The sequence below is a fragment of the Amycolatopsis sp. NPDC004772 genome (assembly GCF_053601215.1).
Genome location: NZ_JBSGBK010000007.1, coordinates 15,250 through 41,609, shown reverse-complemented (window position 1 = coordinate 41,609; position 26,360 = coordinate 15,250). Strand labels below are relative to the sequence as shown.

Here is a 26,360-nt window from a genome sequence, read left to right as displayed (position 1 = left end):
TCGGGTGCGCTCCGAACGTGACATTCATGCCTCCGGCAAACTGAGTTCGAAGATGGCGCCGCCCTCTTCGGCGTTGTAGACCCGCAGGACGCCGTTGTGCGCCTGGGCGACCCACCGGACGATGGACAGCCCGAGCCCGCTCGACCCGGCGCCGCTGGTGAACCGGTCGAACGTCTCCTCGGCGACCGCCGCGTCGATGCCGGGCCCGTGGTCGGCCACCGTCACGCGCCCGCCCGCGACGGTGATGTGCACGATCGCCTCGGATCCGGGACGGCGTCCGTGGCGCATCGCGTTGTCCAGCAGGTTCCCGACCGCCCGCTGGACCAGCGCCGGGTCGGCGAGCACCTTCGCCGGCGCCGCCGTCACGGTCACCTGGGCCTCTTCCGTCGGCGTCTCGTCGACCACGCCGGTGACCAGCTGGTCGAGCCACACCGGCTGGATGGCCAGCGATTCGACACCCGCGGCGAGCCGGGCGCGCACGAGCAGGCCGTCGATGATGGTGCCCATCCGGCCGGCCAGCCGGACCGTGCGCGGCAGCAGGTCGGCGCGATCGGCCGGGTTCCGCAAGGCCGTTTCGGCCAGTGCACGCAGCGCCGCCACCGGCGTGCGCAGGTCGTGCGCGGTCTCGGCCAGCAAGACCTCCTGCTGTTCCAGTGCGGTCGTCGCGGGGCGGATCGCCCGCCCGGACAGGACGTGCCCGGCGACGGCCAGCGCCGCGACGAGCAGCACGCAACCACCGACGACGAACACCACCAGCCGGTCGTGGCCGGCCTCCTCGCCCCGGGCGTCGGCGACGACGACCACCGCGCCGACGTACTGGCCGGCGGTGTTGCGGAACGGTTCCGCACCGATCCGGACCGGCTCCCCGCCGGTACCGCTGCCGTAGCCGTTGAGGACGGCTTCGCTGCGGACCGCCTGGTTGGCCCAGGCCCGCAGCTTGGCGAGGTCCACCGGGACGCACGTCTGCGAACCGGCGAAGTCCGCGAACCGGCCCGCGCCGGCGGGCAGGACCACGAACTGGGGGCACTGGGTGCTCACCGGGTCCTGGCCGACCAGCCCGGTCACGACCTCGTCGCCCTCCTTGACCAGCCGGGTGACCGCCGCGGTGACCCGGCTGGTCCGGCCGTCGAGGCGCACCTCGCGCTGCTGGGTGTCGGCTTGGACGGCGAGCCAGGCGAACACGACGAGGCCGGCCGCGTTGAGCCCGGTGAACAGCCAGGTGAGCAGCCGGCGCAGGCGGCGCAGGCGGTCGGCCGCCGATCGCCTCATCGGGCGGCCAGCCGGTACCCGCGCCCGCGCACGGTGTGGATCACCCCGGGCTCGCCCAGCTTCCGGCGCAGCCGGCGGACCACGACGTCGACCACATTGGACATCGGATCGGTCCGGCTGTCCCAGCAGTGCTCGATCAGCTCGTCCCGCCCGACCGCTCGCCCGGGCCGCGCCAGCAGGAACTCGAGGACGGCGAACTCCTTGCCGCTCAAGGTGAGCAGCGTCCCGGCGCGGCGGACCTCGCGGCGGGCGCAGTCCACTTCCAGGTCGTCGTGCCGCAGCACGGACGGCCGGCCCGAGCCGGAACGGCGGCACAGCGCGTGCACCCGCGCGGTCAGTTCGGCCACCGCGAAGGGTTTCACCAGGTAGTCGTCGCCACCGTGGTCGAAGCCGGCCACCCGGTCGTCGAGGCTGTCGCGGGCGGTGAGGAACAGCACCGGCACCGCACCACCGGCCAGGCGGTGCCGGTGGACGAAGCCGATCGAATCGCCGTCGGGCAGCATGCGGTCGAAGACGGCGCAGTCGTAGTGCCCGCCCGTCAGCTCGGCGTGCGCGCCGGCGAGGTCGCCCGCCTGGCCGACTCCCAGTCCGGACGCGGCCAGCTCGGTGGTCACCGCCACCCTCAGGTCCTCGTCGTCTTCCACCACCAGTACGCGCGCTGTCATCGGATCCTCATGTACTCGGTGTGATCGTGGGCGTCATCCGGAACGGGGGTGTGAGCATGGTGCTCTTCCAGGTCCTGGGGCCGCTCGAAGTGCGGGGGCCCGACGGTCTCGCGTGCGGGCTCGCCGGCGGGAAGCCCGTCGCGGTGCTGGCCGCCCTTCTCGTGCAGCCCGACGAGTGGGTCGCGGTGGACCGGCTGCTCGAGACCACCTGGCAGGAGCAGGAGGCGCCGGCGTCGGCCGAGGCCAACCTCAAGACCTACGTGTGGCGGCTGCGGCGGCTGCTGCCCGGCCACGACGGCGGCGCGCGGATCGAGAGCAGGCCCGGCGCCTACCGGCTGCGGGTCGCGCCGGGCGAACTCGACGCCCAGTGCGCCGAAGAAGCGGCCGGCGCCGCTCGGCGCGCGCTGACCGAAGGTGCGGCGGAGCGAGCGGTCGAACTGGCCACCGAAGCGCTGGGACGCTGGCGCGGCCGGCCGTACGAGGGGCTGGGCCTCGACCTCGGCGACGCCGTGCCGAGGCTCGACGAGCTGCGTCGTGAGCTGTGGGCGTGCCTCGCCGAGGCGCAACTGGCACTCGGCCGCACCGCCGACGCGGTCACGACACTGCGTTCGCTCACCTCGGACGATCCGCTGCGTGAAGACGCGTGGGCACGGCTGGTCCGGGCGCTGCACCTGCTGGGGCGGCCGGCCCCGGCGCTCGCCGCGTACCACGAGGCACGCCGTGTACTGGCCGCCGAGCTGGGCGTCCGGCCCGGGCCCGAGCTGGCGGACGCGCTCCGGGCGATGCACACCGGCGCCCGCCCTGCCGAGCGGCCGCCCCGGCGGGAGCTGCCCCGGGACACCCCGCTGTTCACCGGCCGCAGCCAGGAGCTCGGCCTCCTGGCCGGCGCGTGCACCGGCCACCCGCGCGTCGCCGTGGTGACCGGCCCGGCCGGGGCCGGCAAGACGGCCCTCGCGGTCCACGCGGCGCACCGGCTGGCGGCGCGGTTCCCCGACGGCCAGTTCTACGTCGATCTGCGCGGGGCGGGCTCGCCGGTGCCGGCCGCGGCGGTCCTGGCCCGGCTGCTGCACAGCATCGGCATCCCGCCCGCGCTCGTCCCCGCCGATGCCGGCGAACGGGCCGCGCTGTGGCGTTCCGAGCTCGCCCACCGGCGAGCCCTGCTGCTCTTCGACGACGTCGCGGATGCCTCGCTGGTGGAGCCTCTGCTGCCGGCCACCGGCTCGAGTGCGGTGCTGATCACCGGCCGGGCCGGAAGCCTGCACATCGACGGCGCGGTCCACGTCCGGCTCGGGCCGCTGGTCCCGCCCGAGGCCGCGGCGCTGTTCCGCGCGGCGGCCGGGGAACGCGGTTCCGCGGTGGACGAGCCGATCGTCGAAGCGACCGTGCGGCGCTGTCACGGCCTTCCGGGCGCGCTGCGTGAAGCCGCGGCGACACCCGCCGTCCATCCATTGTGGACCAGCCGACGGCGTGAACCCGAAAAGGTCGCGTGAGCCGTGCGGCCGGGAACCGGCGTGAAGGGGGCCGGTCACGCTACGCTTTCGTGCATGCGCGTGCTGGTCACCGAAGACGACGAGGATCTCCGGGTGGCCGTCGAGGCCTCCCTGCGGGGCGCCGGATTCGCGGTGGACGTCGTCGCCGACCTGCCCGGCGCCGACGAAGCGGTCAGCGTCAGCGCCTACGACTGCGCGGTGTTCGACCGGATGCTCCCCGCCGGCGACGCGCTGGCGTACGTGGCGGGCCGCCGCCGGAGCGGCTGGGACGTGCCGGTCCTGTTCCTCACCGCGCGGGACACCGTGGCCGACCGCATCGCCGGGCTGGCCTGGGGCGACGACTACCTCGTCAAGCCGTTCGCGATGGCCGAGTTCCTGGCCAGGGTGCGGAGCCTGTGCCGGCGCAGCACCGCCGGCCCGGACCCCGTCCTGCGGTTCGCCGGCCTCGAGCTGGACACCGGGCGGCACGAGGCCCGCCGCGACGGCGTCCTGCTCACCTTGACCGGCAAGGAGTTCGCCGTCCTGCGCCGCCTGTTCGCCACGCCCGGCGAACCCGTCCGCCGCGCCGATCTGCTGGCCGCGGCCTGGGACGAGCTCGTCCCGCCGGCCACCAACGTCCTGGACGTCCTGATCGCCCAGCTGCGGGGCAAACTCGGCGAGCCACGGGTGATCCACACGGTCCGCGGCACCGGTTACCTGCTCGGCCCGGCCCGGGGCGACGATCAGCGCGGCTAGCACCCGGCCCCCTCGTGTTCCGCTCGGTTCCACGGGCGCTCAGTGGGTTCGGTGCCGCATGACGCGCCGGGAGATCTCCGCCGGGCCGAACATCTGCCCGAACGGCAGGGCCCGGCAGTCCCGGCACAGGACCGCGCACGCCGGCCGCAGCCCCGTCGGAACGCCGATCGCACAGTCCTCGACGATGACGTGCAGACGTCCGGTGCGGGACGAGCAGTTCTCGCACCGGTCCGCGATCAGGCACGGACTGGGGACCGGATCCGGGCCTGCCGGAGCATCGCCCCAGGGGAGATCGACCGCTCGCCAGTGCTCGTCGACCGCTCGCCGGCGCTTCAGTTCCCGGTCCAGTGCGGCCAATGCCGGGGGCAGCGCCCGGAGGTAGGTGGCCCGCGACGGCTGGAACAGCCGGCGCCACCACGGCGTGAGGAGGCCGAAGGCCACCCGGCGGCCCTCCAGGAAGGCGCGCAGCAACGCGGCGTCGTGCCCGGTCCTCAGCAGGTGCACCGCGCTGATCAGGCTCCGGCACAGCTCGGGGAGCCCGGCCGGGTCGCGGAACCCCGGCAGCGGGTGGACCACCGACTCCCCGGCCGGTGCGGCCGCGGGCCGCTTCGGCTCTCTCGGCTGAATGCGGTGCCGTGGCTTCGGCTTCTTGGACCGCTGCATGTCTGATTTCTAGTTCACCTGCGCGGGGACCGGTCCCCGCCCGCGTTCACCCTCATCCGGGCGAGAGCGGCGGATCGGGCAGTTCGAGCCATTCGAGGTCCATCGGCACCAGCGTCGTCGACAGCACCAGTTCCCGCAGCAGGTTCACGGTCAGGGTCAGCCCCACCGGCTCCCCCACCTCCTCCCGCCGCAGCCCGTGCACGCCGGCGTCGGAAAGGCGTTGCCGGACCCGGGAAACGAGGTGCTCGACGCGCTTGGCCGTCCAGTTCTCGCGCGGCCGTCGTTCGGCGAGCTCGGCGGCCACCTGCTGACGGGACAGCGGCAGCGGGTGGGGGTCGTAGCCGAGGTAACGCTGGCCGAGCACGGCCAGCACGAGGTGCTCCTCCGCCGACAGCCGCCAGCGTTTCGGCGGCGCTGTCGGGTGCGTCGGGCGGCGCGTGGCGACGACCGCGTCGCCGTCGGAAACGAGCAGTTCCAGCACGTGCTCGCGGGTGCCGCGCAGGAACAGCGCGGTGTAGCCGTCGGCCAGCGGCAGCGGCTCGCTCTCGCGGTGCAGCAGGAGGCTGTCGGACAGCCGGATCGGCGAGCGGCCGGTGTTGCTGAGCCACCAGCGGTCCCGCTCGCGCACGAGCTGCCCGTGGACCCGGCTGATGCGCACGTCCTCCTCGCCGACGCAGACGTCGACCTCCAGCCGGTTGCGCCCGAAAGTGACCCGGCTGCCGGGCGAGGGCGGCACCGCCACGCCGCCGGTGACGGTGAGCGCGCTCAGCATGCCGGGCATGGCGCCGGTGACGCCGTAGCGCAGGCTGCGCTGGTGGTGCGGGTCGAGCCGTCCGGTGGTCACGGCCACCTCCGTTCGTAGGCGCCGAGGTCGAAGCCCGCGCCGGCGGGCCGGGCGGCACCGTCGAGGTCGAACGCGGGCGCGTGCCCCGGGCTGCCGGTGTCGACCGCGGCCGAGCCCTCGGCGAGGTGGTAGTCGCCGTGCGCCGGATCGGCGAACCCCGGATCCCCGGCGAAGTTGTGGTCGGCGGCGAACGGGCCGGTGCCGACCGGTCCGTCGCCGAACACGTTGTTCCGCAAGGTGTTCGCTCCGGTGAACCGGTCGGCGTCGATCACCAGCGAGCCGCGGGCGTTGCCGGCGAAGGTGTTGTTGACGATCGTCAGGTCCCGCATGGTCCCGGTCGATTCGGCCCAGAGGCTCAGCCCGGCCTGGGCGTTGCCGGTCGAGAGGTTGTCGAAGACCCGGACCTTCGACAGCAGCCGGCTTTCCGAGTAGTCCTCGACGGCGAGCCCGATCCCGGCCTTGGTGGCCTCGCGGGTACCGCCGACGACGTTGGCGTAGACGTCCACAAAGGACGAAGAGTCGACGTAGACGTCCGGCCCCCGGTTGCCGGTGACGACGTTGTGGTGGATCTTCACCCGGGCGGCGTCGTCGTACTTGACGTCGATGCCTTCCTCGCCGTTGTCGTGCACGCGGCAGCCGGACACCTCCACGTCCGACGAGCCCGAGGCGATGCTCAGCGCTTCGTGATCGGCCGCGGTGCCGCGGGCGTTGGTGCCGCGGATGTCGCAGTGCGCGACGCGCACCCGCCGGGTACCGACCAGTACGAGCCCGCCGTCACGGGAGCCGTCGACCCCGAACCGGTCGAACACGAGGTCGTGCGCACCCTCGGCATACCCGCCGAAGCGGGCCGAGCCGGACACGGTCACGTCGGTGAACTCCAGCCAGCCGTGTCCGCCCACCACCAGGCCGCCGGCGCCGGTCAGCACCGCGGTGCCGCCGACGCCGGTGAACCGGATGGGGTGGCCGGGGGTGCCACCGTGGTGGACGGTCAGCCCGCCTGCGTAGCTGCCCGCCTCGATCGCGACGGTGTCCCCCGGCCGGGCCGCGTCGGCCGCAGCCTGGACGCTGGGGTACATCCCCTGCGGCCCGACACTCCGGGTTCGCGGTCCCGGTCCGGCGGCCCCCTCGGCCGTCGGACCGGTCGTGGCCACCACCAGGAGCGCCACGCCGGCCAGTACCCGTATCGACACTTCTCGTCCCGTCTCCTCCGGCCGGTTTCCGGCCTCCGCCCTTTCTAGCCGGGACCGCCGGGGACCGGTCCCCGCTTCACGGCAGCCGGCGGACGAGGGCCTCCGCCAGCGAGCGCGCGGGCGCGCACAGCGCGTCCCCACCGGCCGCCGTGGTGTTCTCGACGGAGACCTTGACGACCTCCTCCCGGTCCGGAGGGGTGCCGTTCAGCACCGGCAGCGCCGGGATGTAGCCGCGGTGCACGACCATGACGGCGCACTCCGGGTTTCCGCCCTCCACCGGCGCGATGACAGCGGCGCGGGTGCCCACGCGGATCCGGTCGCCCGGGACTTCCTCGTCCTCCTCGATCGGCCATTCCCGGCTGTACTCCACGCTGATCGTGCGCGGAGCGTGCTCCCAGGTGCAGCTCCAGCCGCCGAACCCGCGGTCCGGTTCCTTGGCCCGGCCCAGCACGCCCGCCGTCGTGGCGTCGTCGAGCAGGCCGCAGGCGTCGACGTGCGCCAGTGACCAGTCCGGGAGCGGCTGGGTGCGCCGTGGCAGCGGCCCGTTGGCGAGCGTGGTCAGCACGCCGGACAGCACCGACTCCGAGAAGGAGCACAGCGGCGCGTCCTTCGCGCGGTCGTCCAGCGCGCGGGAGGTGATGACGATCCGGTTGGTGTCGGCCAGCGAGATGGCGCGCTCGCAGGAGCCGTCGTGCATCTCGGGGTACTCGATTTCGCCCATCTTGCCGGGCACCGGCGGCCGGGGCGGGTACCGCAGCGGGCCGGTCAGGTCGAGCCGGGTCTGCACCTGCCCGGTCTTGTCGGCCAGCTTCGTCGTGACCACACAGGCGCCGAAGTTCAGCACCTCGGGGTCCACGAACGGCTCCCCGAACCCGGTGAGCGAGTTGAGCGAGATCGCCGCGCACGGGTCGGTGGTGCCCGGGTCGGCGCCGAGGGTGTTCGCCCCGTTCGGGGCACCGGCGGTGTTCGTCCCGGCCGGGGCGCCCCCGGTCGTGGTCCACAGCGGGCGGGCGACGACGAACCCGGCCACCAGAGCGGCCACCGCCGTCACCGCGGCCCCGGCGAGCAGCCGGCGCCGCAGGTCGCGTCGCGGCCGCCGGGGCACGGGCGCGTCCACCGTGAGCAGCGTGACCACCTCGGCGGCGGCGGGCCGGTCGGCCGGGTGCCGGGCCATCAGCGCGGCGAGCACCGGCGCGAACGGCCCGGCGCGCTCGGCGGGTGCGGGCCGCCCGGCGGCGGCGCGGCGCATCTGCGCGAACGGGCCGTCCTCGCCCGACCCCCACGGCGAGCGGCCTTCGATGGCGGCGTAGAGGGTGGCCCCCAGGGAGAAGACGTCCGAGGCGGGGCCGGCTTCGGCGCCGTCGGCCACCTCCGGCGCGACGTACCCGAGCGTGCCGGTGAGCTGGGCGCCGCCGGTGCGGGTGACCTCGGTCCAGCGGGCGATGCCCAGGTCGGTGAGCTTGGCGACGTCGTCCGCGGTCACCAGGACGTTGCCCGGCTTGACGTCGCGGTGGACGATGCCGCGGGCGTGCATGTCCGCCAGCGCCGCGGCGAGCTGCCCGCCGATCCGCCGGACCCGCTCCTCGGGCAGCGGCCCGTCGTCGTCGACGAGCTCTTCGAGGCTCCGGGCGGCCAGGTACTCCGTGACCAGCCACCGGGCGTCGCCGTCGACGACCGTGTCGAACACGGTGACGACGTTCGCGTGCAGCAGCCCGGCCCCGATCCGCGCTTCCCGCCGGATCTGCCCCGCGTCCTCGCCCAGCGCCCGCTTGAGCGTCACCTGCCTGCCGAGCTCGAGATCGACCGCCCGCCAGACGACGCCCATCCCACCCCGGCCGAGCTCTTCCTCCAACCGGTAGCGGTTGGCCACGACTCGCCCCTCGGTCACCCGGGCAGTGTACGAAATCCCGTATCGACGTGCTGACCCCGTGTCACCGCGGCGGCGGACCGTGCCGGTTCGGCCCCGGCTGGCCCGGCTTGCTCCAGAGAACGGTCAGGACGATCCAGCCCAAGCAGCCGATGACGCCGACACACCACCAGCCGGACCGCCCGGTGTCGTGCAGCCGCCGGACCCCGACGCAGACGAACGGCACCAGCCACGGCAGGTAGAGCAGCGTGGCGGCGGTGTAGAGCCAGTCTTCGTCCACGACGCTCTCGACGACCCCGAGCGTCAGGACCAGCGGCACGTAGGCCACGAAGAAGTACCAGAACTCCGGCCGCGAGGCCCGGCCCCGGAGCCGGAAGCCCAGGCGCACCGCGCGGACCAGTGCGGCCCGGAAACCGATCACGGCCGGTGCGTTTTCGAGCTGCATGCGCCGAGCTTGGGGCGCGCGGCCGGGGACCGGTCCCGGGGATTCCGCCCGCAACTGCGGGCACGGCACGCAGCACGGGAAGTCGCGAGGGGAACAGTGGCCGGAACCGGCGAGCGTCCGCGGGTGCGGCCGGCCTGCGTCCACAGCGAGCGGCACCGCGAGTACGTCGTCATGGCCACGACCACTGTCCGGTACTCGCTGAGCGACATCCCGGTTCCACGGCCCGCCACTGGCCTGGTCGAAGCGACGGTGACCTGTGGCTCATGCGAGAGCCGGCCACCGATACGAGTGTTCGGCCCCGAGAAGCGACGGCGGTGGAAGCGGCGATCGTGGGAGCGACGTTCTTCTGCATCGAAGACGGAGTCCGGCTCACCTCGCTCTGGGGCGATGCCGGCCACCGGCTCCACAGGTGGTGAGAAACCGTTCGCCTGCTGTCCCTTTTTCCGGGCATGACGGCTGACGGGCGGATCCGGCACCTCTCTGAATGAATCCGTGAACCGGCCCCTCGGGCAATTTCAGGTACTCGTGCGAGCGCGTCAATTGACGCTCGTCGATCCGTTGTGCCACCGTGATATTGAGCGTTGCCGTCGAGATGGCACCGGCTGACTGGGGGTTTCCGCATGTCCATTGCCGCGGCAGCGGCGGCTGCTCCGATCAATGCGCACCAATTGCTCGTCTTCCTCTTGCAAATCGGTGTTCTGCTCGGCTGCGCGGTGCTGCTCGGCCGGATCGCCGGCCGGTGGGGGCTGCCGGCCCTCGTCGGTGAGCTCGCCGCCGGGGTTTTGCTGGGGCCGTCGGTGTTCGGCAGCGTGCTGCCCGGCGTCTCGGCCTGGCTGCTGCCCGCCGATCCGGGGCAGGCGCACCTCACCGGCGCCGTCGCGCAGGTAGGAGTACTGCTGCTCGTCGCGATCACGGGCGCGCACATCGACTTCGACCTCATCGTGCGCCGCCGCCGGGCCGTCGGGCTGGTGAGCCTCGGCAGCATCACGCTGCCCCTGGCGCTCGGCCTGGCGCTGGGCTTCCTCCTGCCGGACGCGCTGATGGCACCGGACGTCGGACGCCCCGTGTTCGCTCTCTTCGTCGGGGTCGCGATCGCCGTCAGCGCCCTGCCGGTGATCGCCAAGACGCTGCTGGACATGCGCTTGCTGCACCGCGACGTCGGGCAGATGATCATCGGCGCCGCGGCGATCAGCGACGTCGTCGGGTGGCTCCTGCTGTCGGTGGTGTCGGCGGCGGCGGTGGTCCAGGGCAGCCTCGACGCCGGGGCGCTGGCGCTGTCCGTCGGCGTCCTGCTCGCTGTCGTCGCCGCGACGCTGGTGGCGATGCACCTGCTCCGACGGCGGGCGGCCCGGGCCGGGGAAGCGGCCCGACGCGGTATCGGCGTCACCGTCATCGTCGTGCTGATCGCGCTGGCCGCGGCCGGCACCCACGCGCTGGGCATGGAGCCGATCCTCGGGGCGTTCCTGTGCGGACTGCTCATCAGCTCCTCCGGGACGGCCGCGCGCAGGGTGCTGGACTCGTTGCGGCCGTTCGTCGTCGCGGTGCTCGCGCCGTTGTACTTCGTCACGGCGGGGATGCGGGTCGACCTCGCGGCGCTGGGCCACCCGCCGGTGCTGATCGCCGCCGTCACGACGATCGTGGCCGGGACGCTCGCCAAGCTGGCCGGCGGCTACGCGGGGGCCCGGCTGTGCCGCTTCGATCGCACCGAGTCGCTGGCCATCGGAGCGGGCCTCAACGCCCGCGGCGTCGTGGAGATCGTGGTCGCGACCGTCGGTTTGCAGCTCGGCGTGCTGACCGACGCGACGTACACCATCGTCGTCCTGCTGGCCGTGGTGACGTCCATGGTGGCGCCGGCCACCCTGCGGTTGACCATGCGCCGGACCACGAGCACGCCCGCCGAGCGGGATCGGGAACGTGATTTCGCCGGTAGTTCCGGGTGAACCCAGCGCGTCGTTCCCGCCGTCGCGGGCGAGCCGATAAGGTGGCTGCCGTCAATTCCGAGTGGTCGGCTCAGGGGATTCCGGTCGGTTGATCGAACGGTTTTCCGGTGGCCGATGCCCCCGTTTCCGAAGGAATTTCGATGAGCACCCCGCACGAGCGAGTGATCGACTACCTGACCGATGCCGGAATCCCGTTCGAGGTGATCGAGCACCCACCGGCCGCCTCGGCCGAGGAATACAGCCGCGTCGTCGGCTCGCAACTGAGCCAGCAGGCCAAGGCGCTCCTGCTTCGCCGGTACAAGCGCGAAGGCGGCAAGGACCTGATCATCCACGCGCTGCCGGGTGATGCGCGGGGCGATCTCGGCGAGCTTGCCGGGCCCCTGCAGGCCAAGCGGCTCCGGCTGGCCAGCGTCGCCGAGCTCGAGGCCGCGACCGGGTGCCACTTCGGGGAGCTGCCCTCCATCGGCTCGATCTTCGACCTGCCGCTGAGCGTCGACGCCCGGCTGCTGGAGCAGGACCGCGTGTTCTTCAACGCCGGCCGCCTCGACCGTTCGGTCGTGGTGAACCTCAACGAGGTCAGCAGGATCGAGGCGCCGATCGTCGTCGGGGCGTGAGCCGCGGCCGGTCAGTTCAGGTGCGGCGCCTCGGGAACCGCCGGCGAGCCCGCCCGGCCGTACCGGCGCCGGAGCAGGGCCGTGCCCAGCAAGCCCACCACCAGCCACGCGGTGCCGGCGACGATGCCGGTCGGCCCGGTGCCGATCACGAACAGCGAGCACAACACCAGCGCGACCACCGGGGTCAACGGGTAGAGCGGGGTGCGGAACGCCGCTTCGGCGCCCCGGCGGCGGGCGGCGAACAACGCCACCACCGCGCCGACCGAGGTGATCATGTACAGGAACCCGGTCGCCGCCACCGCGAACTCCAGGTCGGAGAACACGGTCAGGCAGATCTGGCTGCCGCCGGCGAGCAGGATCGCCACCCAGGGCACCCCTCGCGCGTTGCGCCGCGCCACCACCCGGGGCATCCGGTCGTCCCTGGCCAGGACGAACGCCGCCCGGGAAATCACGATGACGAACGCGTTCACCGTCGCCGTCAGCGCCACGACGATGATGACGTTGACCCCGGTGATCCCGGCGGGCCCCAGCAGCACCGCCGCGGCGTCGGCCACCGGCGTCGCGGTGCCGCGAAGCCGGTCGGACGGCAGGACGCCGTTGATCACCACCAGCAAGCCGATGTACAACACGAAAACGATGGCCAGGCTGGCGAAGATGGCCCGCGGGATAGTGCGCTGCGGCCGGTCGATCTCCTCGGCGGCCACGACCACCGCGTCCCAGCCGAGCAGGGCGATGAACCCGACGACGGCCGCGGCGACGATCCCGTACCAGCCGTGCGTGACGAAGGGCGTGAAGTGGCGCGCGTCGACGTTGGTGCCGCCGATGACGATGAACACGCCGAGGAAGAGCACTTCGACGAGCATGATCACGAACTGCAGGCGGCCGGACACCTTCAGCCCGAACAGGTTCACCACGACGATCACGGCGGTCAGCACGACGGCGCCCGAGGTCGCCGGGATCGCCGGGACGAGCAGGTGCAGGTGCTCGCCGAAGCCCCGGCCGACGAACGCGGCACCGGACGCCCAGGCACCGACGTTCGCCCAGCCGACCACGGTCGCCACCCAGCCCGGCAGGTGCGCCTTCGCGTAGGCGTACTGCCCGCCGGAGTCCCCGTGCAGGGAACTGAGCTCGGCGAAGCACATCGCGAGGCTGAGTGAAGACAGAAAGGCCAAGAGGAAGGCCACGATCACGGCGGGACCGGCGAGAGCGCTCGCCGTGCCGCTCAGGACGAAGATGCCGGCTCCGACGACGCCCCCGACCCCGATCGCAGTGGCCTCGCGCAGGCCGATCTTGCGCCGTTCGACGACGGCAGAACCCATTTCCCCCAGCCCCCTTGACAATTCACGAAGCCAGCCTCATCGTGCCCCCGAGTCAAGCGAAGATATCACACCGGATCGCAGGATATGCGAGACCAGATGCACCCGGTTCGGCGAGTGAAACTGATTCAGCAGCGTCGAAACGTGGCGCTTCACGCCGTGGATCGATATTCCGAGCCGGTTGGCGATCTCCTTGTTGCTGGCGCCCGTCACGAGCATGTTGAGCACTTCGGTCTCACGCGCACTGAGGTGTTCCAGGCGCGGCGGCGGATCCACGCTGTGGTTGCGCGCGCGGTCGAGCAGGTACGCCGCGATCGGCTCGGGGATCACCAGCCGTCCGTGCAGCACCTGCGTCAGCGCGTCCCGCAACGACCCCGGCGTGAGGTCGCGCTGGAGCAGGTACCCGTTGGCCCGTCTGCTGGTGGCGACGTCGAGCGAGCCCGGCTGTGCGGCCGCCGCGATGACGATCACCGGCCGCAGCCGGTCCAGTGAAATCCCGGCCCGTTCGGCGTTCATCAGGGTCGTGGTGGAGATCAGCGTGACGTCGGTATCGACTTCGCCCGTGCCGATCTCGGTGACGGCCGAGGCGCGGACGCCCGGGATCGCGTCGGTGATGGCGAGCAGCCCGCGGCGGAGCACCTCCTGTTCTTCGACGATGAGCACCCTGGTTCCCGCGGGCAATGGCGGCGCCGGCCCACGGTTCATGACAACCCCCACGTGTCCTCCCGGTCGCGCTTCCGGTCTGCGGTTCCCTCCGGTGAGCATTCAGCGCCTGCTGCTCCAGCGCGGCTCGCCCGGGCGAGCGTGCCCGTTCCCGGCGGGCGAGGCCGGTCGTGCTTTCCCGTTCCCCGGGCCGCGGTCGGACGCCGGCTGGACCACGGTGGCCCGCGCGTGCTCGAAGACGACGCTCGTGTAGACGTCGGCGATCTCCGGTCGCTGGGTCAGGCGGTCGAGCACGAAGCCGTAGAGGTCGCCGGTGTCGCCGACCGCGATGTGGATGACGAAGTCGTGGTCGCCGGAGGTGACGAACACCCCGAGCACCTCGGGCAGTTCCATGATCCACACCCGGAACTGGTCGATCACGCGGCGCGAAGGCGGGCGGATCTTGACGAACACGAGCGCCTGGACCCCGCGGCCGATGGTCCGCAGGTCCACCGCCGCGTGGAAGCCGGTGACCACGCCCCGGTCGAGCAGCGCGCGCACGCGTTGCAGGGACGTCGAAGGCACCACGTGCGTCGCCTTCGCCAGCTCGCGATTGGTCTGCCGGGCGTTGCGCTGTAGCTCTCGCAGCAACGCGAGATCCAGTTGGTCGTACACCTTCCGGTCCCCCTGTGCAGCCTCGGGCATCGGCACCACCCGTTGCCCTGTCCCCAAAGGCCACGCACACCGAATGTTTCGCGATCGGCTCACCGGTGGGTCCCCCGCCGAACGAATGACGTGAGTTGGGCGGTGTGCGTGGACTCTCCTGCTATCCCATGAAACCATAGTTCGCAGCCGATCAGGGAGCGCTGTCGGCACGGAAAACCGCTGTGGGGCAAAGATCTTCGCCAGGCCGTGGCCGGGTACCGGCCTGCCCTCGGCCACTCCGCTCAGGACGCGTCGGGGCGGATTTCGTTCCAGCGAAATGAAACCAGGCAGGAGAGGGGGTGGACCGACATGACCGTCGAGCGCATCGAGGAAGAAGGCCTCGTCAAGGAGTGGCACGCCAACCAGATCTGACTGGGAACACCCGGACCGGTGCACGGTTCTCGTCGTGCACCGGTCCGGCAGGTCCGGAAAGCGCATCCGGGAACGGGGCATTCGAAAGGAATCAGCGTGCGAAACCCCCGAGTCAAACCTTTCCTCCGGGTCTACCGCCGCGAGGGGGAACCGCACCTGTTCCTCGGCCTCGGCCCGAGCAAGATCCGCGTCACCGACCCCACCGACGAAATCGTCGAATTCGTGGTGGGCCTCGACGGCAGTGCCACCAGCGAGCAGCTGGCGACCCGGTACCCCGATGCGGACAAGTGGCTGGCCGCGCTCGAGGCGGCGGGTGCCCTCGAGGACGCGGCGGCGGACCCCGGCCTCGCCCGGGAGCTCGCCGAGCGGTGGAGCAGGCAGATCAATTACCTGCGGCTGTTCGACCGCGAAGACTGGACCGGCTTCGACGGCCAGCAGCGGCTGGCCGACGCCCGGGTCGTGGTGGTCGGCGCCGGAGCGGGCGGGACGACGCTGGTGCGGCTGCTGGCCGCGGCCGGGATCGGCCGGCTCGAATCGGTCGACTTCGACACCTTCGCCCTGGACAACCTCCCGACGCACGCCACACTCGACGAGGAGGACGTCGGTGTGCGCAAGGTCGAGGTGCTGCGGCGCCGGCTCGCGCGGCAGAACTCCCGGCTCGAGTTCACCCCGCACCAGCGCACGGTCGCCTCGGCCGACGACCTCGCGGAGCTGATCGACGGAGCCGACTTCTTCATCCACGCCTTCGACCGCCCGCGCGAGCACGCCGCCCGGTGGTCCAGCGACGCCAGCATGGCCACCGGTGTTCCGCTGACCTCGATCGGTGCCACCGATCGCGGAGCTCGCGTGGGGCCGACGATGATCCCGGGCCGGACCCCGTGCTGGGACTGCGTCGGCATCCACGGGCTGGACATCCTGCGACCCGAAGAAACGGCCTGCCTGACCGGAGCGACCGTGGCCATGCTGGCGGGTATCGCGGTCAACGAGGTGATCGGCGAGATCTCCGGCGCGAAGGAGGCCGCCACGGCCGGGCGCAGCCTCTACATCGACACCGGGCGGCTGACGTTCACGTTCGACGGCTACACCAGCCGGCCCGGTTGCGCGTGCGCCACCTATGGCCGCTGAGGACGGCGGCTGGCGAGCGCCGGCCCGGACCTGGCTGCCGACGGCGTTCGGGTCCTCCATGCTCGTGCTGGAGATCCCGGTCGCCGCGGCCGCGGTCGCCCGCGGGGCCGGCGGCGCGGCCGGGCTGGCCGCGTTCGGCGTCTCGCTGGCGGTCCTGGTCGTGGCCAACTCCCCCGCGCTGGCCATCACGCCGCTGGTCGTGAGCGACGCCGACCACCAGCCGAACCGCCGCACCTTCGGCTACGCGCTCGGCGTCGGCGTCCTCACCGCGGTGGTCCTGGCGTTGCTGGTCACCGTTCCCGCTCTGTTCACGCTGGTGCGGGTGGCGACGAACCTGCCGGACGGGATCGCCGCCCAGGTCCGCACCTGCCTGCTCGCGCTCGCCCCCGCGTCGGTCGCGGTGGCCGTGCGGCGGTACTTCCACGGCCGGCTCATCGCGGCCCGGCGCACGGCGGGCATCTCGGTGGCCACCGCGGGCCGGCTGGCGTTGTCCGCCTGCGCCGCCTGGGCGCTCGTCCTGGTGCTGCCGGACGCCGGCGCGGCCGTCGGCGGCATCGCCCTGACCGCCGGTGCCGCCACTGAAGCGGCGATCCTCGGCGCCGCCGTCGCCCGGCTGCGGCAACCCGTGACCGCGCCGGGTGCCGGCCTCGGCGCACTGGTGCGCCGGCACGCGGCCCTGACGAGCACGCGCGCGCTGAACATGGCACCGCAGCTGATCACGACGATGGCCGTGGCGCGCTCGGCACTGGCCGAGCCGTCCTTGATCGTCTGGCCGGGCCTCTACGGCCTGCTCGCGCTGTTCACCGGGCCGACCAGTGACCTGGAGTCGGTCGTGGCCGGCCACCTCCGTCACGGCGGGCTCCCGCGCGACGCCCGCCGGCTGACTTGGGGACTGGCCCTCGGTTTCGCGGCGCTGTACGCCGTTGTCGTGCTCAGCCCGCTCGGCCGCGGCTACCTCGGCGGCCTGCTCGACACCCCGCCGGACGCGACCGCGCTGGGCCTGCGGTGGGCGCCGCTGGCGATCGCGGTCCCGGCGTTGTGGGTGCTTCGGACGGGATTGCGCGGGTTCATCATCGCCCGGGGGCGTGCGGCCGGGCTGCTCTCCGGCGTCGCCGCGCACGCCGTGGCCCTCACCGGCGTGGCGGCGGCCCTGGCCGGAGGACCCCTGCCGGGGGTCGCCAACGCCTGCGTCGCGCTGGCCGCCGGGCTGCTCGCGGAGTCGGCCGCGAACGCGGTGGTGGTCCGCCGGGCCGCCGCCCCGCGGCGGATGGCGGGGGCAGCCTCGTGAAGGTGGCCGTCGTGCAGCGGTACTCGTCCGGACGGCGGGTGGGGGAAACCATTGAGCTGGCCGGGCGGTACACCCGGGAGGCCGCCGGGCGCGGTGCCGAGGTCGTCGTTTTCCCGGAGATGTGGAACATCGGTTATCGGCTCCCGACCGCCGGGGAGGCCGCTTCCCCGGCGTTCCGGGACGGGGCCGCGGCGGCGCAGGACCGGTATCTGGCGGACACCGCGCGCACGGCCGCGGAAACCGGGGTCGCGATCGTGGCGACCTACCTGGAGGTGACCGCGGACGGCCTGCGCAACGCCGCCGCGCTCGTCGGTCCCTCAGGCGATGTCGTCCTGCGGTACGCGAAGGTCCACCTCGCCACGTTCGCGGGGGAATCGGTTCTTTCGGCAGGAGAAGGGTATCCGGTCGCGGACCTCGCGCTGCCCGGCGGGCGCACCGTCCGCGTCGGGCTGCTGCTGTGCTACGACCGCGTCTTCCCCGAGGCGGCCGGATCGCTCGCGGCCGCCGGTGCCGAGGTGGTCCTGATCCCCAATGCGGGGCCGTTGTGCGAAAACCGGCTGTGGCAGGTGCGGACCCGGGCGTTCGAGAACAAACTCGCCGTGGCCGTGGCCAACTACCCGGGGCACGGGCACTCGATCGTCTGCGACGGCATCGCGTTCGACGAGAGCGGCGAACCCCGCGACCACACCGTGCTCCTCGCGGACGAGACGCCGCGGACACCGGTGGCGGAGATCCCGCTCGCCGCCCTGCGCGCCTACCGCGCGGCCCAGCCCTGGGGCGCACCGTCCTCAGCGGACGTCCGGGTTCGCCGGGCCGGTCAGGGAAATCCCGGAGTCGATCTTCACCTTCTTCATCGTCAGGCGTGAGGTCAGGTTCGCGATCCCCGGCAGCGCCGAGAGCACGTCGGTGAAGAACCTCTCGTACGCGGCGATATCGGCCACCGCGACCCGCAGCAGGTAGTCGGGTTCGCCGAAGAGCCGGTGCGCCTCCAGCACTTCCGGCAGTGCGGTGAGCTCGCGCTCGAAGTCCGCGATCGTGGCGTGGTCCTGCCGGCGCATCAGCACGTCCACGAACACCTCGAAACCGCACCCGAGGGTGTCGTGGTCCAGCCGGGCGTGGTAGCCGCGGATGGTCCCGTTGCGTTCGAGCTGACGCACCCGCCGCAGGCAGGGTGACTGGGTGAGCCCGACCTTTTCGGCCAGCTCCGCATTGGACAGACGCGCATTGCCCTGCAACTCGGCGAGGATCGCCAGATCGATCCGGTCCATGACGCAATATTCTGCCGTGTGCCGCGCGGAAGTCGCAAGGCTGTCGCGTTCTCCGCCCGGTGTTCTCCGGTATTCTCGACAACACCGGGAACACTCGAGGATCACCTCTGGGGGACCCGTCAGCACATTTCCCGCGCTGGGCCCATTCGGCGCTCCTTTCCACGACGGAGGTGCAGCACAGCCATGTCCATCGCCATTGACGACCTCGTGAACCGCATTCGCTCCCACCGGTGCTACCGGCATCCGATCTTCGACCACTGGGCCGCGCAGCCGCCGAAGCCGGCGGCGGTCGGCGCGCTGTTCCACCAGATTCGCAATTTCTGCGACGCGACCCGCCCCGGCGGAAAGTTCCCGGAGGCACTGGCAATGCACAAATTGTCCACGGAAAGCGCTTTGCTGCAGGAGATCGTGGAAAGCGAAGAAAACCACGCGCCGGAGCTGGCCACGATGGCCGGCTACATCGTCAACCGCGCCGCGGGGCGCGAGGTGTTCGAAGACCTCTACGACCAGGAGGGCGTGGAGGCCGGGCTGAAGACGTTCTCCGACGAGCTGCTGGCCGGCCTGCCGGGTTACGACCCGCGGACCGGGCTGCTGGCGCAGACCCGCCGCGCGCGAGCCGCGTTCGACGGCCGCCAGCAGGTCGATCGCGAGTCGACGATCCGCAACCTGGGCACCGCGCTGGCCCTGGAGATGATCTCCAACCGCCAGCTCATCCCGGGTGAGAAGGTCGCGCTGGTCGACGCCGGCACCTACGGCGCCGACCTGGCGGACGCCGAGATGCACTACCTGCTCGAGCACTGGGGCGAAATCGGTGCCGAACAGCAGCACGAGAAGAACGCGATCGCCGCCGTCGGGTCGGTGCTCAACGCCGAAACGGAAGCGCTGATCGTGGAAGGAGTCGACGTCTTCCTCGACTCGCTGGCCGCGCTGTGGGACGTGCTCGACGCCGCGCTGCTCGCCTCGGGCCGGCCGGCCGAGGAGCTCATCACCGCCTGACCGCCCGGCCCCACGAGGAGCCGGGCTCGCCGGCCGGGACCCGGTACACACGATGCCCGGGTCCCGGCCGCAGTGGAGGACGCCATGGAAAACTTCCGGCGCTACACGCCGTTCCCGCCGGTTTCCCTGCCGGACCGCAGCTGGCCGGGGCGGGTGCTCACCCGCGCACCGCGCTGGCTCTCGACCGATCTGCGCGACGGCAACCAGGCCTTGATCGACCCGATGGGGCCCGACCGCAAGCTCCGGATGTTCGACCTGCTGGTGCGCATGGGCTACCGGGAGATCGAGGTCGGGTTCCCCGCGGCCAGCCAAGCCGATTTCGACTTCGTCCGCGCACTGGTCGAATCGGACCGGATCCCCGGCGACGTCCGGATTTCCGTGCTCACCCAGGCGCGCGAGGACCTCATCGAACGCACCGTGCAGGCGCTGCGCGGCGCGCGGGCGGCCACCGTCCACCTGTACAACGCGACCGCGCCGTTGTTCCGGGACGTCGTGTTCGGCCTCGACCGCGCCGGCTGCCAGGCGCTCGCCACGCGCGGCACCGAGCACGTGATCCGTTGCGCCGAACGGATTCTCCCCCGCTGCGACGTCGGCTACGAGTACTCGCCGGAGATCTTCGTCGACACCGAACTGGAGTTCGCGGCACAGGTGTGCGAGGCCGTGCTGGACGTCTGGCAGCCGGGCCCCGGCCGCGAGATCATCCTGAACCTGCCGGCCACCGTGGAACGCGCCACCCCGAACGTCTACGCCGACCAGATCGAGTGGATGAGCCGGAACCTCAGCCGCCGCGAGCATCTGTGCCTGTCGGTGCACCCGCACAACGACCGGGGCACCGCCGTCGCGGCCGCCGAGCTGGCGCTGCTGGCGGGCGCGGACCGGGTCGAGGGCTGCCTGTTCGGCAACGGCGAGCGCACCGGCAACGTCTGCCTGGTCACGCTCGGGCTGAATCTCTTCAGCCAGGGGATCGACCCGGGGATCGATTTCTCCGACATCGACGCGGTCCGCCGGGTGGCCGAACACTGCACCGGGCTCGACGTACCGGAGCGCCACCCGTACGCGGGCGATCTGGTCTACACCTCCTTTTCCGGGTCCCACCAGGACGCGATCAAGAAGGGGTTCGCTCGCCTGGAGCACGCGGTGGCCGAGGCGGCCGGGCCCGTGCCGTGGACGATGCCCTACCTGCCGATCGACCCCAAGGACGTCGGCCGCACGTACGAGGCCGTGGTCCGGGTGAACTCCCAGTCCGGCAAGGGCGGTGTCGCGTTCGTCATGAAGACCGAGCACCAGCTCGACCTGCCGCGGCGGCTCCAGATCGAGTTCTCCCGCGTGGTGCAGCGCCACACCGACGCGGGCGGGGAAATCCCGCCGAAGCGGCTGTGGGAGATCTTCGCCGCCGAGTACCTCCCGGAGCCGGACGCCCGGCTGCGGCTGCGCGGGCACGCGCTGACCACCGAGGAGGGCAAGAGCGTCATCACCGCCGAGGTCGTCATCGACGGCGAGCGCCGGGACCTGACCGGCGTCGGCAACGGCCCGATCGCCGCGTTCACGGCGGCGCTCGGCGTCGCCGGGATCGAGGTCCAGGTCCTGGGTTACGTCGAGCACGCGATCGCGACCGGCAGCGACGCCGAAGCCGCCGCCTACGTCGAATGCCGCGTCGGCGGTCACACGCTCTGGGGCGCCGGGATCGACGGCAACACGCTCAGCGCGTCGCTGGAAGCCATCGCCAGCGCGGTCAACCGCGCGGACCGCCTCGCCGGAGGAGCCGGATGACCCGCCCCCTGCACACCGTCGCGCTCGTCAAACAGGTTCCCCGAGCCGAGGAGCTGGTCCTCGGCGAGGACGGGCGGCTCGCGCGCACCGGCGTCGAACTGGAGCTCAACCCTTATTGCCGTCGTGCGGTCGCCAAGGCCGTCCAGCTCGCCCGGGACTCCGGCGGCACCTGCACGGTCGTCACGCTCGGGCCGCCCGCGGCCGAAGACTGCCTCCGGGAGGCGATCGCCTGCGGGGCCGGTCGCGGCGTGCTGGTCACCGATCCGGCGTTCGCGGGCAGCGACACCCTGGCCACCGCCCGCGCGCTGGCCGCCGCGCTGCGCCGGCTCGGCCCGGTCGACGTGGTGCTCTGCGGGCGCAACTCCGTGGACGCCGAGACCGCGCAGACACCGGCGCAGGTCGCGGAGCTGCTCGGGCTGCCGATGGCGGCGGGCGTCCGGCGGCTCGCCGTCGAGGACGGCCGGGTACGCGCCCGCTGCGAGCACGAGGACGGCTGCGTCGAGCTCGAGCTGCCGTTGCCCGTGCTGATCAGCTGCGCCGAGCGGCTCATCACACCGGCCAAGGCACGCCCTGACGCCCGTGCCGCTGTCCCGGCGGAGCAGATCGTCCGCGTCGGTGCCGCCGCGCTCGGCCCGGGGCCCTGGGGCCAGGACGGCAGCCGGACCGTCGTCGGGCGGACCCGCGCGATGGCGGGCACCCGGTTGCGGCTGCGCTTCCCAGGCGACCTCGGCACCCAGGTCGAGCGGGCGGTGGCGACGTTGACCGAGCTGGGGGCGTTCGACCGTGCGGCCGGGATGTCCGCGCCCCCGGTGCCCGACCGCGTCGCCGGCCTCACCGGAACCGGCGCCGTCGCCGTGCTCGCCGAGCCGGGCCGCCACCGGCACACCCGCGCGATGCTCGGCGCAGCCGCCCGGATCGCCGCGGTCACCCGCCGTCCGGTGATCGCACTGGCCACCGGCGCGCTGTCCCCGGCGATCGCCGGGTCGTGGGGCGCGGACACCGTGGTCGCGGTCAACGGCTCGACGGTCGAGGAAGACGTCGCCGCCAGTCTCGCGACCTGGTGCGCCGAGCACCGGCCGTGGGCGTTGCTGGCCCCGTCGACGATGTGGGGCCGCGAGGTCGCCGCGCGGACGGCGGCCCGGCTCGGGCTCGGGCTGGCCGGGGACGCGGTCGACGTCGAAGCCGGTCCCGACGGGGACCTGGTGTGCTGGAAACCGGCGTTCAGCGGCAGCATGCTGGCCGCGGTGACGTGCTCTCCGCCGACCCGGGTGGTCACGTTGCGTGGCGGTGCGCTGCCGCTGCCACCGCCGCGGGTCGCCGTTGCCGCCCAGGGGCCGCACCTGCCCGTGCCGCCCGGCAGCCGGGTGCGGGTGGTGGCGCGTGAGCGCGACGACGACATCGACGTGCTCGCCGTGGCCTCGGCCGTGGTCGGCGTCGGTGCCGGTGTGCCTCCCGGGGACTACCCGTTGCTCGCCCCGCTGCTGGAAGTGCTGGGCGCGGACCTGGCCGCGACCCGCAAGGTGACCGACCGCGGCTGGCTGCCACGCGCGCGGCAGGTCGGGGTGACCGGCCGGAGCGTGGCGCCGCGGCTCTACGTCGCCATCGGCACCAGCGGCAAGTTCAACCACCTCTGCGGCACCCGGGGCGCGGGATTCGTGCTCGGGGTCAACACCGACCCCGCCGCGCCGCTGTTCGGCGCCGCGGACGTCGGGATCGTCGGGGACTGGCGCGAGGTCGTCCCCCTGCTCATCACCGCACTGACCCCTTCGACAGTCCCGGAGCCGATTCGATGACCGAGCTGCCCGACGTCCGCCCCGCCGCGATCCCCGGGGTCGTGGACGGGTTCCTGACCGTGTGCCCGCGGAGCGGGCAGGAGGTTTCGTTCCACATCGTGCTCGGGCCGGGTCCGCACCCGGCCCGGATCGAATTCCTGCTCAACCCCGAGCACGCCGCCGCGATCCGCGAGGTGCTCGGCGACGGCACACCGCCCGCCCCCGCCCTGCCCGGCGCGCAGTCGCGCTCGGTGCCGTGCCGGATCGGCATCCACATCATCCGCTGACCAGGTCCGCCACGTCGTCGGTCAGGGCGCCGACGACGGGGCGGACCTGGTCGCGGAGGAAGAAGTGCCCGCCGGGGAACGTGCGCAGCCCGAGGTAACGCCGGGTGTGGTGCCGCCACGCGGCCAGGTGCCGGTGCGGTGTGATGACGTCGGTCGTGCCACCCATGACCCGCAGCGGCACCCGCAGCGGCGGTTCGCCGCCGCGGTAGACGTACGAGCGGCAGAGCCGGAAGTCCGCGCGCAGCACGGGAAGCTGGAACGCGAGGACCTCTTCGTCCGCCAGCACCTCCGGCGGCATCCCGCCGAAGCGGCGGAGTACGCCCAGGAACCGCTCGTCCGAGCCGGCCGGGTCCGGCAGCCGGTCCACCGCGATGCCTTGGACGAGGCAAGACGCGACCACGAACAGCGCCGGTTGGGGCAGGCCGCGCCGTTCGACCGCGCGCAGCATCCGGTAGGCGATCAACCCGCCCATGCTGTGTCCGAAGAGGACATACGGCGGCCGGAGCTCGGCGGCCAGCGCTTCGGCGAGCTCGTCGCCCGCGGTGTCGAAGTCGGCGAACGCGTTCCGCGGGTGGCGGGCGTGGCGGCCGGGCAGCCGGATCGCCCGCAGCTCGAGCCCCGGCGGCAGGAACTCCGCCCAGGGGCGGAACATCTCGGCTGAGCCGCCGGCACAGGGCAGGCAGTACAGCCGCACCGGTGCGTCCGGACGGGGGTCGAAGGTGGCGTACCAGGGATGCGGAGTCACGGGTTCTCCCCCCTCAGCGGGCCGGTGGTCCGGGGGCCACGGCCAGCGCCCGGCGGTCGAGCAGACCGTGCGTGGTGCGCGGCAGCGTGGCGAGGGGGACGACGGTGTCGGGCACCATGAACGCGGGCAGGACACCGACGAGGTCGCGGCGCAGCTGTTCGGGGTCGGCGTCGGAGGGGGTGACGTAGGCGACGAGCCGGTCGCCGCGGGCCACCACCACCGCCGCGTCGCCGACCACGCTGTTGCGGCGCAGTGCCGCCTCGACCTCGGCCGGCGCGATCCGGAAGCCGCGCAGGGTGATCCGGTCGTCGGCGTGGCCGAGCAGCTCCAGCGTGCCGTCGCCGAGGCGGCGGACGAGATCGCCGGTGGCGTACCGGCGGCCGCCCGCGAGGAGGTCGTCGCTGAACGGCGACCGCCGCCGTTCCGCCCGCCCGAGGTGGCCCCGAGCCGCGCCGGCACCGCCCACGTGGAGCTCGCCGACCGCGCCCGGCGGGACCGGTTCCCCACCCTCGTCGAGCACGTAGGCCCGGACGTTCGGCAGAGGCGCCCCGATCGGAACGCCCGCCGCACCCGGTAGTAGCTCGCCGCAGGTGGCCAGCAGCCCGGTCTCGGGCGAGCCGTAGCCCTGCCAGACCCGGAACGGAAGCCCGCGGGGGACCGGGGAATCCGCCCGTCCGTGGACGACGGCGAGGCGCATCGCGGTCTCGGCGGGCCAGGTCGCGGGCAACAGCCCGGGCGGGGTGAAGGCGACGGTGACACCGCTGCGCGCCAGCCACGCCGCGTCGGCACCGTCGGGAGCGATCACGAGGGCCGCGCCGGTGCCGAGCGCCGACCACGTCTCCAGTTCCCACTCGCCGGTGCCGGCCCGGGCGAGCTGCGCGACCCGGTCGCCGGGGCCGAAGCCGAGTGTCGTTCCACCCCAGCCGACCACGTTGGCCACGGCCTCGTGCGGGACGAGCACTCCGTCCGCCTTCGCGGAGGACGCTATGCAGCACAGTCCAGGTGCGCCGCGGACGGTCCGCCGGGGCACGGCCTCGGGGTCGACCACCTCGACCCGCAGCCCCGGGGTGATCATCACGCCGGCGCCGGCGCGCGCGAGCAACGCCCGCACGCGGCCGGGCGGCTCGGCGGCGTCCAGAGCCACGTGCGCGCCGCCGGCAAGCAGGACCCCGACGGCGGCGACGGCGAGGTCGGCCGAGCGCGGCAGCCACAGCCCGACCGGCACGTCCGGGCCGACTCCGGCGGTGTGCAGGCGGGTGGCCAGCGTGGCGGCCCGGCGGGCCAGCTCCCGATAGGACAAGGTTTCCCGGTGCGACACCACCGCCTCGGCGTCCGGCGTGGTCCGCGCCCACCGCCGCACCCGCTCGGCGAGCGGCGTGGCGGGTGCGGTCGAGACGGCGCCCGGGAGCAGCCGGGTGCGTTCGTCGCGGCCGAGCACCCGCAGGCGGGCCGGCGTCAGGTGTCGCCGTTCCGCGGCGTCCCTGACGAGCGAAGCCAGGTGCCGGACGAACGTCGCGACCCTCTCGGGATCGGCCGGGCCGGGGTCGAACCAGCAGGTGATGCGGTCGGTGACGGTCAGCCACAAGCCGTAGCCGCCGTCGAGCCGCGGCACCGGCCGCGGGGTGAACGGCCCGAACGCCCGGGGCCGCGGCTCCGGCACGGCCACGGTGAGCGTGGGCACGCCGGAGTCGGGCCGGGCGCGGGCGAAGCGGGCCAGCAGCTCGGTGACCGGCTGGTTGGCCGCCACGGTGAGCCGGATCGCCGCCGGCACCGGCCGGGCGGCGATCCCGCCGAAGCCGGCGCCGCGGGCGACGCCCACGACGACGTCGCGGTACCGCCCGTGCCGGGCGACCAGCGCCGCCGCCAGTGCCGCGAGGGTCTCCGCGCGGCTGCCGGGAAACCGGTCGAGCAGCTCCGGCTCGACCGGGACGGCCAGTGCCGCCGGGCCCGACGGCGGCAGCGGGTGGTCGCGCTGCCACACCGGCCGCGGTCCCGCCGCGCCGGTGGTGGTCGCGGCCGGGCGCCGGGGCAGGCCGAGCAGCCGCTCGGCCCAGCCGCTCGCCGCCACGTCCGGGCGGTCGGCGGCGAGCAGCGTCCACCGGCCGTCGCCGGGCCCGGCCAGCACGATCCGGACCGGCGCGTCGAGCGGTGAGCGGGCCAGCCGCCACGCCAGCCGGGCCAGCCCGGCCTCGCGCTCGGCCGGCGTGCCGCGCAGGAGCGCCCGCCGCCACGGGACCGGCTCGTGCCGTACCGCCGGGCAGGTCCTGGCCAGTGCCCGCCCGACGGCTTCGACCGCGTCCTCGGGGCCACCAGCCAGGTCCCAGCAGACGGGCACGGGCCGGATCGTCGAGG

Annotated in this window: 24 protein-coding genes; 11 read left to right on the top strand and 13 right to left on the bottom strand. The window is 73.4% G+C overall.

Annotated elements, in window-relative coordinates; genetic code table 11:
• Positions 1-24: 24 nt before the first annotated feature.
• Positions 25-1,269 carry a sensor histidine kinase gene (locus ACWEF6_RS06705; protein WP_449682000.1) on the bottom strand — a complete coding sequence of 415 codons (1,245 nt, stop codon included), beginning with the start codon at positions 1,267-1,269 and terminating at the stop codon, positions 25-27.
• The gene (locus ACWEF6_RS06700) at positions 1,266-1,934 is read right to left on the bottom strand and encodes a winged helix-turn-helix domain-containing protein (protein ID WP_449681999.1); all 669 of its coding nucleotides are present in this window, start codon (positions 1,932-1,934) and stop codon (positions 1,266-1,268) included. Before ACWEF6_RS06700 ends, ACWEF6_RS06705 begins: the two co-directional genes overlap by 4 nt.
• Before the next feature lie 56 nt (positions 1,935-1,990).
• Between ACWEF6_RS06700 and ACWEF6_RS06695 the strand changes: the two genes are divergently transcribed.
• Both ACWEF6_RS06695 and ACWEF6_RS06690 read left to right on the top strand, forming a co-directional pair.
• Entirely contained in the window at positions 1,991-3,424 is a 1,434-nt protein-coding gene (locus tag ACWEF6_RS06695) for a BTAD domain-containing putative transcriptional regulator (RefSeq protein ID WP_449681998.1), read from the top strand.
• Between the two features lie 54 nt (positions 3,425-3,478).
• A complete protein-coding gene (locus ACWEF6_RS06690; RefSeq protein WP_449681997.1) occupies positions 3,479-4,159 on the top strand; it encodes a winged helix-turn-helix domain-containing protein in 681 nt (226 codons plus the stop codon).
• Positions 4,160-4,198: 39 nt separating this feature from the next.
• Here the strand turns inward: ACWEF6_RS06690 and ACWEF6_RS06685 are convergent, their stop codons facing one another.
• The 5 genes from ACWEF6_RS06685 to ACWEF6_RS06665 all read right to left on the bottom strand — a co-directional run bounded on the left by ACWEF6_RS06685 (position 4,199) and on the right by ACWEF6_RS06665 (position 9,168).
• A complete protein-coding gene (locus ACWEF6_RS06685) occupies positions 4,199-4,822 on the bottom strand; it encodes a hypothetical protein (protein ID WP_449681996.1) in 624 nt (207 codons plus the stop codon).
• A gap of 52 nt (positions 4,823-4,874) precedes the next feature.
• Positions 4,875-5,666 (bottom strand): FHA domain-containing protein, encoded by a 792-nt coding sequence (locus ACWEF6_RS06680; protein WP_449681995.1) that lies wholly within the window; start codon positions 5,664-5,666, stop codon positions 4,875-4,877.
• Positions 5,663-6,856, bottom strand: a complete 1,194-nt coding sequence (locus ACWEF6_RS06675) for a right-handed parallel beta-helix repeat-containing protein (protein WP_449681994.1) — start codon at positions 6,854-6,856, stop codon at positions 5,663-5,665. Before ACWEF6_RS06675 ends, ACWEF6_RS06680 begins: the two co-directional genes overlap by 4 nt.
• A 76-nt stretch (positions 6,857-6,932) precedes the next feature.
• Positions 6,933-8,744, bottom strand: coding sequence for a protein kinase domain-containing protein (locus tag ACWEF6_RS06670; protein ID WP_449681993.1), 1,812 nt, complete (start codon positions 8,742-8,744; stop codon positions 6,933-6,935).
• Positions 8,745-8,787: 43 nt separating this feature from the next.
• Positions 8,788-9,168, bottom strand: coding sequence for a DUF805 domain-containing protein (locus tag ACWEF6_RS06665; RefSeq protein WP_449681992.1), 381 nt, complete (start codon positions 9,166-9,168; stop codon positions 8,788-8,790).
• Between the two features lie 620 nt (positions 9,169-9,788).
• Here ACWEF6_RS06665 and ACWEF6_RS06660 point away from each other — a divergent pair.
• Together ACWEF6_RS06660 and ACWEF6_RS06655 are read left to right on the top strand one after the other, a co-directional pair.
• Positions 9,789-11,108 (top strand): cation:proton antiporter, encoded by a 1,320-nt coding sequence (locus tag ACWEF6_RS06660; RefSeq protein ID WP_449681991.1) that lies wholly within the window; start codon positions 9,789-9,791, stop codon positions 11,106-11,108.
• A gap of 140 nt (positions 11,109-11,248) precedes the next feature.
• Positions 11,249-11,722 (top strand): YbaK/EbsC family protein, encoded by a 474-nt coding sequence (locus ACWEF6_RS06655; protein ID WP_310976757.1) that lies wholly within the window; start codon positions 11,249-11,251, stop codon positions 11,720-11,722.
• A gap of 11 nt (positions 11,723-11,733) precedes the next feature.
• On the opposite strand, the gene ACWEF6_RS06650 is transcribed toward ACWEF6_RS06655, so the two are convergent.
• The 3 genes from ACWEF6_RS06650 to ACWEF6_RS06640 all read right to left on the bottom strand — a co-directional run bounded on the left by ACWEF6_RS06650 (position 11,734) and on the right by ACWEF6_RS06640 (position 14,355).
• Positions 11,734-13,041, bottom strand: a complete 1,308-nt coding sequence (locus ACWEF6_RS06650; RefSeq protein ID WP_449681990.1) for an APC family permease — start codon at positions 13,039-13,041, stop codon at positions 11,734-11,736.
• Between the two features lie 36 nt (positions 13,042-13,077).
• On the bottom strand, positions 13,078-13,701 hold the full coding sequence (locus tag ACWEF6_RS06645; RefSeq protein ID WP_449681989.1) for a response regulator transcription factor: 624 nt from the start codon (positions 13,699-13,701) through the stop codon (positions 13,078-13,080).
• Positions 13,702-13,803: 102 nt separating this feature from the next.
• Positions 13,804-14,355 carry an Lrp/AsnC family transcriptional regulator gene (locus ACWEF6_RS06640; protein WP_310976762.1) on the bottom strand — a complete coding sequence of 184 codons (552 nt, stop codon included), beginning with the start codon at positions 14,353-14,355 and terminating at the stop codon, positions 13,804-13,806.
• Positions 14,356-14,853: 498 nt separating this feature from the next.
• Between ACWEF6_RS06640 and ACWEF6_RS06635 the strand changes: the two genes are divergently transcribed.
• The 3 genes from ACWEF6_RS06635 to ACWEF6_RS06625 are packed head-to-tail and all read left to right on the top strand — an operon-like array spanning position 14,854 to position 18,036.
• Positions 14,854-15,882: a HesA/MoeB/ThiF family protein gene (locus ACWEF6_RS06635; RefSeq protein WP_449681988.1), complete on the top strand. Its 1,029-nt coding sequence runs from the start codon at positions 14,854-14,856 to the stop codon at positions 15,880-15,882.
• Positions 15,872-17,170 carry a hypothetical protein gene (locus ACWEF6_RS06630; protein ID WP_449681987.1) on the top strand — a complete coding sequence of 433 codons (1,299 nt, stop codon included), beginning with the start codon at positions 15,872-15,874 and terminating at the stop codon, positions 17,168-17,170. The genes ACWEF6_RS06635 and ACWEF6_RS06630 overlap by 11 nt, the downstream gene beginning before the upstream one ends.
• 2 nt (positions 17,171-17,172) lie before the next feature.
• On the top strand, positions 17,173-18,036 hold the full coding sequence (locus tag ACWEF6_RS06625) for a carbon-nitrogen hydrolase family protein (protein ID WP_449681986.1): 864 nt from the start codon (positions 17,173-17,175) through the stop codon (positions 18,034-18,036).
• Here the strand turns inward: ACWEF6_RS06625 and ACWEF6_RS06620 are convergent.
• Positions 17,959-18,438, bottom strand: coding sequence for an Lrp/AsnC family transcriptional regulator (locus ACWEF6_RS06620; protein ID WP_449681985.1), 480 nt, complete (start codon positions 18,436-18,438; stop codon positions 17,959-17,961). The two genes, ACWEF6_RS06625 and ACWEF6_RS06620, sit on opposite strands and share 78 nt — an antisense overlap.
• 183 nt (positions 18,439-18,621) lie before the next feature.
• On the opposite strand from ACWEF6_RS06620, the gene ACWEF6_RS06615 reads away from it, so the two are divergent.
• The 4 genes from ACWEF6_RS06615 (at position 18,622) to ACWEF6_RS06600 (ending at position 23,263) form a co-directional block, all read left to right on the top strand.
• The gene (locus tag ACWEF6_RS06615; protein ID WP_310976773.1) at positions 18,622-19,434 is read left to right on the top strand and encodes a hypothetical protein; all 813 of its coding nucleotides are present in this window, start codon (positions 18,622-18,624) and stop codon (positions 19,432-19,434) included.
• Between the two features lie 84 nt (positions 19,435-19,518).
• Positions 19,519-21,204 (top strand): 2-isopropylmalate synthase, encoded by a 1,686-nt coding sequence (gene leuA / locus ACWEF6_RS06610; RefSeq protein ID WP_449681984.1) that lies wholly within the window; start codon positions 19,519-19,521, stop codon positions 21,202-21,204.
• A complete protein-coding gene (locus tag ACWEF6_RS06605; protein ID WP_449681983.1) occupies positions 21,201-22,997 on the top strand; it encodes an FAD-binding protein in 1,797 nt (598 codons plus the stop codon). Before leuA ends, ACWEF6_RS06605 begins: the two co-directional genes overlap by 4 nt.
• Positions 22,994-23,263 carry a hypothetical protein gene (locus ACWEF6_RS06600; protein ID WP_310976778.1) on the top strand — a complete coding sequence of 90 codons (270 nt, stop codon included), beginning with the start codon at positions 22,994-22,996 and terminating at the stop codon, positions 23,261-23,263. The genes ACWEF6_RS06605 and ACWEF6_RS06600 overlap by 4 nt, the downstream gene beginning before the upstream one ends.
• Here the strand turns inward: ACWEF6_RS06600 and ACWEF6_RS06595 are convergent.
• Together ACWEF6_RS06595 and ACWEF6_RS06590 are read right to left on the bottom strand one after the other, a co-directional pair.
• Entirely contained in the window at positions 23,253-24,008 is a 756-nt protein-coding gene (locus ACWEF6_RS06595) for a thioesterase II family protein (protein WP_310976780.1), read from the bottom strand. The two genes, ACWEF6_RS06600 and ACWEF6_RS06595, sit on opposite strands and share 11 nt — an antisense overlap.
• A gap of 13 nt (positions 24,009-24,021) precedes the next feature.
• Positions 24,022-26,343: an AMP-binding protein gene (locus tag ACWEF6_RS06590; RefSeq protein WP_449681982.1), complete on the bottom strand. Its 2,322-nt coding sequence runs from the start codon at positions 26,341-26,343 to the stop codon at positions 24,022-24,024.
• Positions 26,344-26,360: the final 17 nt, after the last annotated feature.